This window comes from Streptomyces iranensis, from assembly GCF_017874715.1.
Taxonomy (GTDB): Bacteria; Actinomycetota; Actinomycetes; order Streptomycetales; family Streptomycetaceae; genus Streptomyces; species Streptomyces iranensis.
Genome location: NZ_JAGGLR010000041.1, coordinates 1 through 12,276, shown reverse-complemented (window position 1 = coordinate 12,276; position 12,276 = coordinate 1). Strand labels below are relative to the sequence as shown.

Below are 12,276 nucleotides of genomic sequence, written 5' to 3'. Positions count from 1 at the left end.
CTGATGATTTTACCCACGTTGGGTAATCACCATGACCTATTTCGGTGACGACCGTTGCGATGAGCTAGCCCCCTGGAACCACCCGCGACGAGGGGACGCAATGCTCCCGATGACCAACGACAACCAGCAGCACACCATCGCCCAGCGCTGGGCGATGCAATTCACCTCCACGCCCAGGTGCGTCCGCCTCGTCCGGAGCCTGGTCGACAAAACCCTGCTGAGCTGGGGCTACGGACGAGAAGACATCGACCGTACGGTCTTGGTCTGCAGCGAGTTGGCGACCAATGCCGTGCGGCACGGCCACAGGCGCGGTCACCGCTTCGAAGTCCGTCTGAGCGGCGAAGGCGCCACGTGCCTGGTCGAGGTCTCCGACGCCCGCAGCCGTCGGTTTCCTCGCGTCATGGAGACCAGCGATGAGGACGAGCACGGTCGAGGTCTCCAACTCGTCTCCGCACTGGCCAAGGAGATGGGACACCGCGCCCGCAACCCGATCGGCAAAACCGTCTGGGCCCGCGTGGCTCTCGCCACGCCGGAGGAGGAAACCCGTGCATGAGCTGATCGCCGCTCCATTCCTCGACCATCACCTCCTCGTCCGTCCCGGCAGCACCAAAGCCGCCCGGCTCCCGGCCACCGCGTACCGGGAGTTGGAGACGGCCGTAGCCTCCGGTGCGGCATCACCCGGTTGGCTGGTGGACGTGTCCCGGAAGGTATGGGGTCTAAGCCTCGACGAACGGTTGACGCGCGATACCGTCCTCGTCCGCTCCCTCTCGCCGCACGGCTACGGACGTGCGTCGTACGAGCTGAACCTGGGCTGCAACTACGACTGCGAGCATTGCTACCTAGGTCTAAAGCGATTCTCGGGGCTCGAATGGTCCGAGCGCGAACGGCTGCTGCGGGTCATCCATGACGCTGGCGTGCTATGGCTTCAGCTCACCGGCGGCGAGCCAATGATCGACAAGCTGTTCGCCGAGACATACCGGCGGGCGCACGAGCTGGGCATGATGGTCGAGATCCTCACCAACGGCTCCCGTCTCGCGGCCCCCAAGAACCTCACCTTGCTCACGGAGCGCCGTCCGAACCGGATCACGCTCAGCCTCTACGGCGCCACAGAGGAGTCTTACGACGGACTCACCCGTCGCAAGGGTGCGTACCGGATGTTCATGAAGGGCCTGAACGCCGCCAATGAGGCCGGGCTGCCGCTCGATCTGGCGCTGATCATCACACGGCACAACGCCCACGAGCACGACCGGATGCGCGCCTTCGCAGACCAGTACGCCCTGCCGTACCGCGAGTACACCCATATGTCCCCGACCATCTATGGCGGCGCCGAGACACTCGCCTCCCAGGCACCCGACTACCTCACCGACCGTGAACCGTTCCGCGGCTGCAACGCCGGCCACACCTTCTTCCACGTCGACCCACACGGCATGGCGTCCATCTGCAAAGTCGGCCGCGACAACGCGATTCCTTTGCTGGCCGAAGGAGTCGAGGGCCTCAGCCGCCTGGGCGGGATCGCCGATTCCCTGATGCTTCGCACCGGTGGCTGCTCCGGCTGCCAGCTCTCCGGCACCTGCCGGGTATGCAGGCCGCTGGCCAAGGTCTACCAGGAGGCGAAGGCACCACTGCACATCTACTGCCAACACACCGCGAAAGGAAGCTGAACCATGACAACGGTGATGGTCGAGATCGCGCCGCCCCGCCCCGGAGATGCTGGAACCAAGGAGGACATCGTGATCCTCGACGACGTCGACACCTTCGCTCGAGCCGCCACTCCTGGCTGCGGCGACGACAACCCCTACAACTGATCACCCGTGGCGGGGCCTTCCGACGTGTTCGTGCGCCGGAAGGCCCCGTGCGCACGTCCCGTCTGGAAGCCTTTCCGTCATGGCCCTGCCCCCCGTCGCCTTCGACGACCTTCCCCGCTCGGTCCGTAGCTCGATTGAGGCCGAGACAGGCGCGGTCCTTGAAACCGAGACGGTTACCGCTGGCAAGAACAGCGCTCTTTCGGCACGCGTCCACACCACCGGAGGAACTGTCTTCCTCAAGGGACTGAACAGCGAGCACCGCTGGGTCTGGACCCAGCGATGCGAGGCGGATATCAACCCGTATGTCACGCCCCTGGCTCCCCGCATGCTCTTCCACCTCGTCGTCGAAGGTTGGGACATCCTCGGCTTCGAACTACTCGACGGCCATCACGCCGACTACTCTCCCGGCTCGCCGGACATCCCGAAGGTCGTCCAAGCCCTACGCAGGCTTGACGACATGCCCTGCCCCAACATCGATCTCCGCCTAGCGGAACAGCGCCTGTCCAAGTACGTCACCCACCCTGCCGATGCAGAAGCGTTCGCGGGCGATGCCCTGCTCCACACTGACTGGAACAACGACAACGTCCTCATCACCGGTGCCCGAGCCCGCCTTGTCGACTGGGGATGGGCCACCCGAGGAGCCGCCTGGCTCGACCCCGCCTACTGGATCATCTGGCTCATCGCCTCCGGACACAGCCCGGCCCAAGCTGAAGAAATTGGACAACACATCCCCGCCTGGGCCACAGCGCCTCCCACAGCCGTGGATCTTTTCGCCGACGCGAACGCAGCGCTGTGGAATGAGATCGCGGGGGACTCTCCAGACGTCTGGACAGCGCGCCTACGTTCGGCCGCGATGAAATGGCGGCACCACCGCCGTGGGTGACCGTCCGCAGACGAGTCGGCGAGTGCAGGTCCAAACAGGGAGATCATATGCGTGTTGAATCGGCGACGGCTCTGGCTACCGCTGTGGGGACACTGGTCTTGGGGTCCGCTACAGCCTGGGTAGCCATCAGGTCCGCCCGAGTGAGCATGGCTGACAAATTGCTAAGCGCCATGAAGGAGGAAGCTGCTCTCCTGAACGAACTTCCCGAAGATTCACCAGCACGTCAGCAGCTAAGAGATCACTTGGAATGGATGACTGAACACTATGTACCAGAGCGGTCAGTTCAGGTTCAGGTGAAGATCGAGTGGAGTTCAATCATAGGAAGTTTGGTCCTCGGCGCTGCCGCGAGCGCGCTTGGAACCTGGGCTATAACTGCCGGTGGTTGGACGCTGCTGTGGCTATTGCTGGCGCTTCCAGTGATCCTGACATGCGTCTACGGCTTTTTCTTTGAAGCATCGGGCGGTGAAAGCCGACAGCGACTGATGCGAGAGCGGCAGCCATCTGGGGATGACTCTTAAGGCGATGGTCAGGTGACATCCGTCTGACGCCAGCCATGACGCCAACGGCCGCGAACGCTGACGCCAGCAGCAGACGTCAACGGACCGCCGAGCCAGGCGAACCGGCCACCGGAAGCAGCCTTGCTCGGACTGAAAAGCGGAAGGTCGCCGGTTCGACCCCGGCCCCAGCCACCATCGCTGAACAGCGAAAAGACCCCTGTTGAGATCATCGACAGGGGATCGCTGTGCCCGGCTATCTCCCGCACGATGTGCGTCGCGGCCCCGAGGTCCAGGAGCAGCGAGACGAACGAGTGACGCAGATCATGGAAGCGGTAGCCGTCCAGGCCGGTCCGCTTGCGCGTCGCCTACCAGTGGCGGTTCAGGTTGCGCGGATCCACGGGTGAGCTTACGGCCGTCGTGAAGACCCCGTGCACGTGCCCAGCCACTCAGCCCCGTAGGAGCCGTGTTCCGCCCGCTGCTGCTCGCGCCGCTCCCGGAGGGCGTCCAGGACGAAGGGCGGGAGCGGGATCGTCCGGCACGAGTACCGCGTCTTGGGCTGGGCCGACACCAAACTCCCCGTTGATCCGCTGAAGCGACCGGATGACGGGCAGCTCGCCCTTACGGATATCTCTACCTCATTTTTCAAGGACTCGCTTCGCTCGCCGTTGCTCCCGGCCTCCTGAACCGCAAGCAGTCTGATGCAGAGAGCAGCCCAGCAGACCTTGCCACTTCCCCGCCCGTAGTTCGCATCGAGGGGACACGTCAGCGGGACCAGGTTGACTCGTCACTGAGACCCCGCCGACCTCGGATGTGCGGGACATGCCAGGCACGGATGCTTCAGACTCAGAGCATGGATGCGGGTCTTGCAGCACTACTTGGCGCAGCCGTTGGCGCCATGGGTACAGCAGCGGCAGCCGGGGTATCAGGCTTCTTTGCTCGATCACAGATGAAGCTGCAGATTGAGGCACAAGGGCGACAAGCAGACCGGCAGATTCGTGCTGATCACATTAGTCAACTCCACGACCCCCGCCCGTATCACAATGGCATGGCACGAGGACGTCGTGTGGCTTGCCGCGGCCGTCGGAGAACCTCTGGCGAAGGCTAGAGTCGCCGGTTTGGCCTGGGACCTAAATACCAAGGCGAGGATCGGCCCGACCACCCCGGCCCAGAAGGCAACATGCACACAGCACTGGACCGGAGTAAGGCCGCCTGCATGTATTTCACCTGTTGACCATGCGAGTCATGCGTGAGGACGGCAGCCACCCCGAGATACAGCAGGTTCAGGACCGTTTCCGTATGTTCAGCCAGGATGACGGAGAAACCCCGTGAGATCGGTAGTCGGCCGACCATGGCCTATTTGTGGATAGCAGTGGCACAGCCCGGCACCTATAAGGCCCTGACCAGCCACTTTTCCTGGAACCCGAGGGCCTTCCGGAACCGTGCGCAGACGCTCTCTGGGTTTCCGCCCGCTGGCCAGGGAGCTACCACCAGGCCCAAGTGAGCCTGCTTGCCCCGTGAGTAACAGCCGCCCACGAACAGTTGGATGCGAGATTCGTATGGCGGGGCAGAGCTGCTTAGCCGGTGATGGCAGCCTCGCGCAGCCTCTTGAGTACGTCCTCAGGAGACAACTGTGAGTCTCGCAATGTCTCGTATCCGGCAACGACCTCATCCGGGTCCAGGCCTGCCTCTTGCGCCTTGCTACGGAGGTCAGCAAGGTCGATGGCATCCCTAAGCGCCTGCTTCGCGGCCTCGGCGTCCTGATACTGCAAGCGCTTGGCCGCTTCTTGTAGACCACGCTTCCACAGGTACCGCCCTCCGCCAGCTCCGCCTGCAAAGAGGGCACCAGCGGCGGCGAAGAAAAGAATGGGCATCTCTGGTCCTTTCGTTGCCGTTCATAGGCTGCCATGTCCGCGCCACCATCGCGTGCGAATCGGAAGAAGAGCGCATACGGAAGCAGGTCGGGAACAGCGGGACTGTGAGCAGGAGACGCTACGTAGCCCGAGGTGTGCTAGATCGATACCGAGTCTGGGGCAACCGCCAAGCGCGACGGGACATCGCCCGGGTCGTTTGCCCATCTCAGCGACCGACCCGACTTCAAAGAGCCGCAGCTTCCCAAGCTCAGAGCGCGGGTTCGATTCCCGTCACCCGCTCCAGACAGAAGCCCCAGGCCAGCGGCCCGGGGCTTCTTTGTTGCCCCGGGCCGCTGGCGTCTCCGGCGACTCCCGGCGACGCACCAAGCTCCAGCACAGCGCGATCACACTTGGGCCAAAGCGATCGAGACGCATCGGGTGTTGTGTGGCGGACCAGGCGCGGGCGTAGGCTCAGCCCAGCGTCCGCGACAACGGCCATGCTCACGATGATCACTCAGACCGCCGCCCAGGAGACGTTCCGATGGCCGAGCAGCCCTCTGCTCCCGGCGGGCCCCTGATCTCCATGCCGGCGCTCACTCCGGCAGCGCTCCGCGCAGCCGTCGCCCAGATCGCCCCCGCCCAGTTGCCTTCCTTCGCCGAACACCTCGACCGCGTGGTCGAACAAGCCGCCACTCAGAGCACTATCGCTCCGCTGCGCACCTTCCTGCTGTGGTGGGGAGAATTCGTCGCCATCGAGCGCTACCCCGCGCGAGCGGCCCGCCTGCGTGAACTGGAAGCCGCAGCGGAAGAAGCAACGGACCGCGAGGCCCTGCGCTCCGCACTCGCCGAGATGCGACAGATCACAGACGTGGCGCAGCGCGAGATCTCCGTGTGAGCGATAACTGGACCTGGGACTACGACCCCGATGCCGAGCACGTCGTAGGCGGCCTGCCGCACGAAGTCGTGGCCGAGGTGGAGCGCTTGGCTGAACAGCTGACGGTCCTGGGCAGCGACGCCATCGACGTCGGACGCGGAAACCCGCACGGCGGAGGTCTGCGGACACAAGACGTTTTCGGAGGGCGGGGCTTCTTCATGTTCATGGCCCTGGAGCGGCTCGAACTGGCGCTCCTCGTCGGAGTGCTGATAGATCAGCGCGGCCTTCTCTACTAGGTGTGGCGCGCGGCCAAGACAGAGATGGTGTCAGCGTCCGTGGTCCGTGGTCCGCGTGCGGCGTGGCATAGCGTAAGAAGAAGGAAGCCGAGGGAATGAAACGCAGGTTCCGCAAGAAACGCTGGCTCCGGCTGACATCCACGGCACCGGACTCCAGGGAAGTGAAGCAACCACCTCAACCTCGGTCCGCCAACACCTTTCGCCTGACGGCAGTCTGACGGCAACGGCGGCGGACAACCACGGTCAACAGCGGCACACCACGGGCCGTCAGCCTGGAACCTTCCCAGGCCGGAGCGTGATCCACTGCGCCTGATCAACTCGCCTGAAAAGCGGAAGGTCGCCGGTTCGACCCCGGCCCCAGCCACCGCAGCCCTCACCGGAGCTTCTTCCTTGTCCGGGGAGGGCTTCGGGGCCATCGCGTTGAGTGCGACAGCGGCGTGTTAGCCGTGGGTTAGCCGATCGGCAGCGGCGGCGAACAAGGTTGTTCCCAGGACGCGGAACGCACCGTGGACAACGCACCGCGTCCTCGGCCCACACGTCAACCATCCCTGGGGGGATCCCATGTCGCGCACGACCGTTCTCCGCCGCACCCGCACCGTCGCCGTCGCCTCGCTGATCGCCGCTGCCGCGTTCTCGCTCACGGCCTGCGGAGGCGGCGAATCCGACAGCGACGCCAAGGGGGGCTCGCCGTCGGCGACCGCGAACGGCACGTCGGGGGGCTCTGGCGGTGGCTCGGGCTCGACCGGTGGCTCCGGCGAGGACATCGACGCCAAGGCGGGCAGCGCCTCGGGCGGCTCCTCGTCGGCGAGCCGCTGCACCAGCGACCACCTGGAGGCCGCGTGGTCGAACTTCGAGGGCGGTCCGGACATGGAGTACGACGGGCAGCAGACCGCCCGGGTGGTGCTGAAGAACACCGGTAGCACCGACTGCACCATGGTCGGCTTCCCGGGCGTCCAGCTCCAGACCGAGCACGGCCAGACCTGGGACCTGCGGCGCACCGACGACAAGCCGAAGCCGGTCCGGGTCGACGCCGGCGGGCGGGTCACCTTCGACATCACCTTCCTGGCGTCAACCCGCGACGACGACAAGAAGTTCGCGCCGGACCAGGTCGTGATCACCCCGCCGAACGAGGAGACGAACCTCTCGCTGGACTGGCCGTACGGCGGTGCGCTGCTGGACCAGTCGGGCGCCACCCACCCGGGGACCTTCGTCAGCCCGGTCAGCACGCCGGAATAAGCCTCGGCGCGGACGGTCGGTCGGCCCCGGCCACCGACGCTCCCACCAGGGCACAGCCCCCTCCCGGTGCATCCGGAGGGGGCTTCTTCCTTGCCTGCGGCGCCCACGGGGGCGCCCTTGTCCCGCATGAACGATCAGACGTTGGCGCAGATGGCGAAGACGCTGATGCCCACGTTGTCGGTGGTGGTCTGGCGGCCCAGCCCGATCCAGCCCCGTGCGTCATCGGTGGGGAAGCTGCCGACGAGGATGGCGCTGTCGCCCCGGGCCTCAGCACCGCCGCCGATGACCTTCTTCCCAGGCGGGCAGTACACCGTGCGCCGCTGGAAGTTCGGGACGTTCTTATTGGGCAGGGTGACCACCTCGTAGCCGGGCACGCCCTCGTCGGGACCGGAGGCTTCGTGGGAAGCGGGCACCTCTGAGCTCTGAGCACCAGTCGTCTCGTCGCTCTGGGCACCAGTCGTCTCGTCGCTCTGGGAAGCCGTCGCCTCGGAGTTGACGGAACCGGTCGCCCCGGAGCCGTGGGACTCGGTCCCCTCGGAGCCCTGCGGCATGGTCGCCTCGGCGCTGTAAGAGCCGGTCGTCTGGTCGTCGCCGTCCTGTGTCGCCGACGCGACGCCTGGCGTCAGCGCCATGGTCAATGCCGCGGCAGCGATGACGAGCCTTCCACGCATGTGTGTCTTCCCTTCGTCACGGGCCCCTGGACGGGACCGCCACCGTGAAGGCGTGACCAGGCGAAGCGGAGAGTAAGGCATGAAAGTATGCAAATCCCACGAACGTGGGACGTGTGAGAGGCGTACGGGTGCAGCTCTCCCAAGAGGCCTAAGACCGCCGGTTCGCGTCCTGTCCCGGTGAGCGGAACGCCGCCATTCCCGCCATGAGAACCAGCTGCGAACAATCCCCCAACACACCCGAGCCGCAGGTCTTGATCCCATTCGAAGCGGCCATTGGAGAGCCGACATGGCAGACGTGAAGGGCCCCCAGCGCGAAGTCCGCAAGGCGGCGATCGCAAGTTTGTTCGGTAGCGCATTGGAGTGGTACGACTTCTTCCTCTACGGCACGGCCGCCGCGCTCGTCTTCAACTCCCTCTTCTTCCCGACCTTCGATCCGCTGGTGGGAACGATCGCCGCCTTCGGCACCAACGCGGTGGGGTTCCTCGCCCGGCCGCTGGGCGGCATCATCTTCGGGCACTTCGGTGACCGGATCGGCCGTAAGTCGATGCTGGTGACCACTCTGGTGATCATGGGCGTCGCGACCTGTCTGATCGGTCTGCTGCCCACGTACGCCACCATCGGGGCCTGGGCGCCGGTGCTGCTGATAACGCTGCGGATCGTGCAGGGCATCGCCGTCGGCGGTGAGTGGGGCGGCGGCGTGCTGATCGTCAGCGAACACGCGCCGAGCCACCGCCGCGGCTTCTACTCGGCCTGGAGCCAGACCGGGGTGGGGCTCGGGTTCGTCCTCTCCGCCTCCGCCTACGCGCTGACCCAGTCGGTGACCACCGAGGAGTCCTTCCTCGCCTGGGGATGGCGCATTCCGTTCGTGGTCGGCATCCTGCTCACCGCCGTCGGACTGCTGATCCGGCTCCGGATCATGGAGACGCCGGCGTTCCGGGATACGGAGTCGGAACCGGAGAAGTCCCGTCCGCCGCTACTCGACGTCATCCGCACCCACCCCAAGTCGATACTGATCGCCTTCGGGGCGCGGGTCGCCGAAACCGGTGCGAGCTATCTCTTCCTCACCTTCAGCCTCTCCTACGCGGCCGAGGTCGGGGTGGGCAAGGGGGTGGTGCTGGCCGCGCTCGTGGTGGGGATGTTGTGCGAGTCGTTCGCGATGCCGATGTTCGGGGCGCTCTCCGACCGCATCGGGCGCCGGCCGGTGTATATCGGGGGCGCGATCGCGGTGATCGTCTGGGCCTATCCGTTCTTCGCGATGTTCGACTCGCGCAATCCGGTGCTGATCTTCGTGGCGATCTTCGTGGCGGTCGTCATCGGCCACGGGGCGATGATCGGCACCCAGCCGGCGTTCTTCACCGAACTCTTCGCCAGCCGGGTGGCCTACAGCGGCCTCGCCCTGGGGCATGAGCTCGCGTCGATGATCGTCGGCGGGTTCTCCCCCATCGTCGCCACCGCGCTGCTCGCCTGGGCGGACGCGTCCTGGCCGATCGCGCTGTTCCTGATCGGCATGGGCGCGGTCACGGTCTTCGCCGTGGCGGCCGCTCCCGAGACCAACCCGGCCGTCCGCAAGGACCGCAAGGGTGGTCGGGAGGAGCCGGGCGAGCCGGAGGAGCCGGAGGGGGCCGAGGTGAAGTCCCAGACCGTCTGACGGGCCCGTCGGCCTCGTTCCCGTATCGCTGCCTGGGTGTGCCGCACCCAGGCAGCGCGCGTCCTGGTTGACCCCCGCTGACCTGCGCAGACTGGGTCGGGATTCGGGTCGAGACGCGGGTCGAGACGCGAGTCGAGTCTCGGGTCGTCGGCTCGAGAGTGAGACGAGGAACGGAGCACCCATGTCTGGACGTCTGCACGGCAAGGTCGCCCTGATCACCGGAGCGACGGGCGGGATCGGCGCGGCGACCGCCGAGCTCTTCGCGCAGGAGGGAGCACGGCTGCTCCTCACCGATGTGGCCCCAGAACCCCTGAAGGCTCTGGAGGAACGGATCGGGAAGCGCGGCGGCAGCGAGGTGGCCTCGGCCACGCTGGACGTCGCCTCGGCGGAGGCGTGGGGCGACGTGATCGCCACCGTACGGGAGCGCTTCGGCCGTCTGGACGTGCTGGTCAACATCGCCGGGATCCTGGACTGGCCGGGCATCGAGGGCACCGATGAGGCGTCCTGGGACCGCGTCATCGAGGTGAACCAGAAGGGCACCTGGCTGGGGATGAAGGCGGCCATGCCGCTGTTGCGCGCGAGCGGCAGGGGGTCGGTGATCAACACATCCTCGGTGCTGGGGCTGGTGGGCAGCGGTGCGGCGGCCGCGTACCAGGCGTCGAAGGGCGCCGTCCGGCTGCTGTCGAAGACCGCGGCGGTCGAGTACGCGCGCGACAACGTACGGGTCAACTCGCTGCACCCGGGGGTGATCGCGACCCCGATGATCCAGGACCTCCTGGACGAGCAGGGCGATCAGCAGCCGGACATCGTGCGGACGCCGATGGCCCGCGCCGGCCGGGCGGACGAGATCGCACCGGCGATGCTCTTCCTCGCGAGCGACGAGTCGTCGTTCGTCACCGGCTCGGAGCTCGTGGTCGACGGCGGGCTCACCGCGCACTGATGACCGCGGCTCTGACGATCGCGGCTCTGACGACAGCGTCTCGTTCGACGGAATTGTCCGTTCCCGCCGTACGCTGGGCGGATGACGCGGCTGATCGTGGCGGGCGGAGGAGGCGGGGACGCCGTTGCCGCCGCGGTGCTCGACCGGGCCCTGTACGGGCGTGGGCGTGGGCGTGGGCGCGGGACGGGCGATGACCGGGCGGTGGTCCTGACCTACGCCTGGGACCGGCTGCTCGTCGACCCCGTCCCCGGGCCCCGGGCAGCGGCCGACTTCACCGGTCTGCGGGCGCTGACGCCGAGCGTGTACGCCGTACCCGAGGACGCGAAGCCCGTGGCCCCCGCCGGGTCCACGCTGCCCCGGCTGGCCGCCGAGCTGCCGCACACCTTCGCCCTGCTCGACCCCCACCACGGCGTGGAGGGCATGGTCCGGCAGCTGGAGGAGCTGCTCGAGCACCTGACCCCGGCGTCGATCGACCTGCTGGACGTGGGCGGCGACATCCTCGCGCACGGCGATGAGCCGACGCTGCGGAGCCCGCTCGGGGACGCGCTGTCGCTCGCCGCGTGTGCACAGGTGAACGCGGAGATCCGGCTGCTGGTCGCCGGGCCCGGGTTGGACGGGGAGATTCCGGTGGGGGTGCTGCACGAACGGCTGGAGCGGGTGGTCCATACGCTGACCGCCGACGATGTCGCGCCCATCGGCCCCGTCATGGAATGGCACCCGTCGGAGGCCACCGGCATGCTCACGGCCGCGGCGCGGGGGGTGCGCGGGCTGTGCGAGGTACGGGACGCGGGGCTCACCATTCCCCTGACGGACGACGGGGCCGTGGTCCACGAGGCGGATCTCGACACCGCGTTCCGCCGGAACCGGCTGGCCGGGGCCATCGCCGACACCACCGGACTGGCCGAGGCCGAGCGGCACTGCCGGGAGATCTGCGGCTACTCGGAGATCGACTACGAACGGGAGAAGGCGGCGCGGTTCGGGGCGGCGCCCGAGGGGCCGTTCCGGCCCAGGGCCGTACTCGCCGGGGTCGCCCGCTTCGCGGAGGAGGCCCGCGCCCGCGGGGTCAGCCACACCACCTTCCGCCGTCTCACCGAGATCCTCGGGCTGAGCGGTGTCCAACGCGCCGATCTGCGGGCGCTGCTGATCGGGACTCAGCCCGAGCGGTACGACGCCCCGCTGTGGCGGCTGTGATCCCCCGGATGGGGTACAGTTGATCTCGCAACGCCGCCCTGGAGGGCGGGAGTTGATGCGTCGGTCGTCTAAGGAAAGATACTCGTCTCCAAACGAGGGATGTAGGTGCAAGGCCTGCTCGGCGCTCCTTGGAAAAGTCCCTCCCCTGATCGCAGGGGAGGGACTTTTTGTGTGCCCGCCCCTGCCGGGGTGTCCGGCGGACCACGTGGCGGATCCGCATGGCGATGCTTTCCTTTCCCCTCCCCGCCCCTTCCCGTAACCAGGGGCTCCGCCCCTGGACCCCGAGATCTGCGGTCACGTCCGCTGGAGTGGTGTATCGACGGCCACTCGGTGATCCGTTGTTGAGGCTATGCAGTGAGTTCGGTGGGCAGGTCGGGTTCGTCGG

13 protein-coding genes and 1 tRNA gene are annotated in these 12,276 nt (G+C 67.0%); 12 read left to right on the top strand and 2 right to left on the bottom strand.

Translation table 11 applies throughout. The features are described from left to right. The first annotated feature begins 109 nt into the window (after positions 1 to 109). The 5 genes from J2Z30_RS46785 to J2Z30_RS46765 all read left to right on the top strand — a co-directional run bounded on the left by J2Z30_RS46785 (position 110) and on the right by J2Z30_RS46765 (position 3,206). The gene (locus J2Z30_RS46785) at positions 110 to 553 is read left to right on the top strand and encodes an ATP-binding protein (protein WP_245389272.1); all 444 of its coding nucleotides are present in this window, start codon (positions 110 to 112) and stop codon (positions 551 to 553) included. Further along, entirely contained in the window at positions 546 to 1,661 is a 1,116-nt protein-coding gene (locus tag J2Z30_RS46780) for a radical SAM protein (protein WP_044572131.1), read from the top strand. Before J2Z30_RS46785 ends, J2Z30_RS46780 begins: the two co-directional genes overlap by 8 nt. A 3-nt stretch (positions 1,662 to 1,664) precedes the next feature. Further along, on the top strand, positions 1,665 to 1,805 hold the full coding sequence (locus J2Z30_RS46775; RefSeq protein WP_209469141.1) for a hypothetical protein: 141 nt from the start codon (positions 1,665 to 1,667) through the stop codon (positions 1,803 to 1,805). Between the two features lie 79 nt (positions 1,806 to 1,884). Continuing rightward, on the top strand, positions 1,885 to 2,688 hold the full coding sequence (locus J2Z30_RS46770) for an aminoglycoside phosphotransferase (protein ID WP_044572133.1): 804 nt from the start codon (positions 1,885 to 1,887) through the stop codon (positions 2,686 to 2,688). Positions 2,689 to 2,828: 140 nt separating this feature from the next. Further along, complete coding sequence (locus J2Z30_RS46765; RefSeq protein WP_209469140.1) at positions 2,829 to 3,206, top strand: hypothetical protein; 378 nt, start codon at positions 2,829 to 2,831, stop codon at positions 3,204 to 3,206. A gap of 1,553 nt (positions 3,207 to 4,759) precedes the next feature. Here the strand turns inward: J2Z30_RS46765 and J2Z30_RS46760 are convergent. After that, the gene (locus J2Z30_RS46760) at positions 4,760 to 5,056 is read right to left on the bottom strand and encodes a hypothetical protein (RefSeq protein ID WP_044572135.1); all 297 of its coding nucleotides are present in this window, start codon (positions 5,054 to 5,056) and stop codon (positions 4,760 to 4,762) included. 520 nt (positions 5,057 to 5,576) lie between these two features. On the opposite strand from J2Z30_RS46760, the gene J2Z30_RS46755 reads away from it, so the two are divergent. From J2Z30_RS46755 to J2Z30_RS46745, 3 genes are all read left to right on the top strand, one after another. Next, complete coding sequence (locus J2Z30_RS46755; RefSeq protein WP_044572137.1) at positions 5,577 to 5,930, top strand: hypothetical protein; 354 nt, start codon at positions 5,577 to 5,579, stop codon at positions 5,928 to 5,930. Further along, positions 5,927 to 6,205 (top strand): hypothetical protein, encoded by a 279-nt coding sequence (locus tag J2Z30_RS46750; RefSeq protein ID WP_044572139.1) that lies wholly within the window; start codon positions 5,927 to 5,929, stop codon positions 6,203 to 6,205. The genes J2Z30_RS46755 and J2Z30_RS46750 overlap by 4 nt, the downstream gene beginning before the upstream one ends. A gap of 561 nt (positions 6,206 to 6,766) precedes the next feature. Then, positions 6,767 to 7,441, top strand: coding sequence for a DUF4232 domain-containing protein (locus J2Z30_RS46745; protein ID WP_044572141.1), 675 nt, complete (start codon positions 6,767 to 6,769; stop codon positions 7,439 to 7,441). 134 nt (positions 7,442 to 7,575) lie between these two features. On the opposite strand, the gene J2Z30_RS50500 is transcribed toward J2Z30_RS46745, so the two are convergent. After that, on the bottom strand, positions 7,576 to 8,112 hold the full coding sequence (locus J2Z30_RS50500; protein WP_245389271.1) for a hypothetical protein: 537 nt from the start codon (positions 8,110 to 8,112) through the stop codon (positions 7,576 to 7,578). Between the two features lie 286 nt (positions 8,113 to 8,398). On the opposite strand from J2Z30_RS50500, the gene J2Z30_RS46735 reads away from it, so the two are divergent. The 4 genes from J2Z30_RS46735 to J2Z30_RS46720 all read left to right on the top strand — a co-directional run bounded on the left by J2Z30_RS46735 (position 8,399) and on the right by J2Z30_RS46720 (position 12,017). Further along, positions 8,399 to 9,760, top strand: coding sequence for an MFS transporter (locus tag J2Z30_RS46735; protein WP_044572143.1), 1,362 nt, complete (start codon positions 8,399 to 8,401; stop codon positions 9,758 to 9,760). Between the two features lie 181 nt (positions 9,761 to 9,941). Continuing rightward, a complete protein-coding gene (locus J2Z30_RS46730; RefSeq protein ID WP_044572145.1) occupies positions 9,942 to 10,700 on the top strand; it encodes an SDR family NAD(P)-dependent oxidoreductase in 759 nt (252 codons plus the stop codon). A gap of 81 nt (positions 10,701 to 10,781) precedes the next feature. Continuing rightward, on the top strand, positions 10,782 to 11,891 hold the full coding sequence (locus tag J2Z30_RS46725) for a DUF1152 domain-containing protein (RefSeq protein WP_044572147.1): 1,110 nt from the start codon (positions 10,782 to 10,784) through the stop codon (positions 11,889 to 11,891). Positions 11,892 to 11,948: 57 nt separating this feature from the next. Beyond that, positions 11,949 to 12,017 (top strand) — tRNA-OTHER (locus J2Z30_RS46720). Positions 12,018 to 12,276 lie beyond the last annotated feature (259 nt).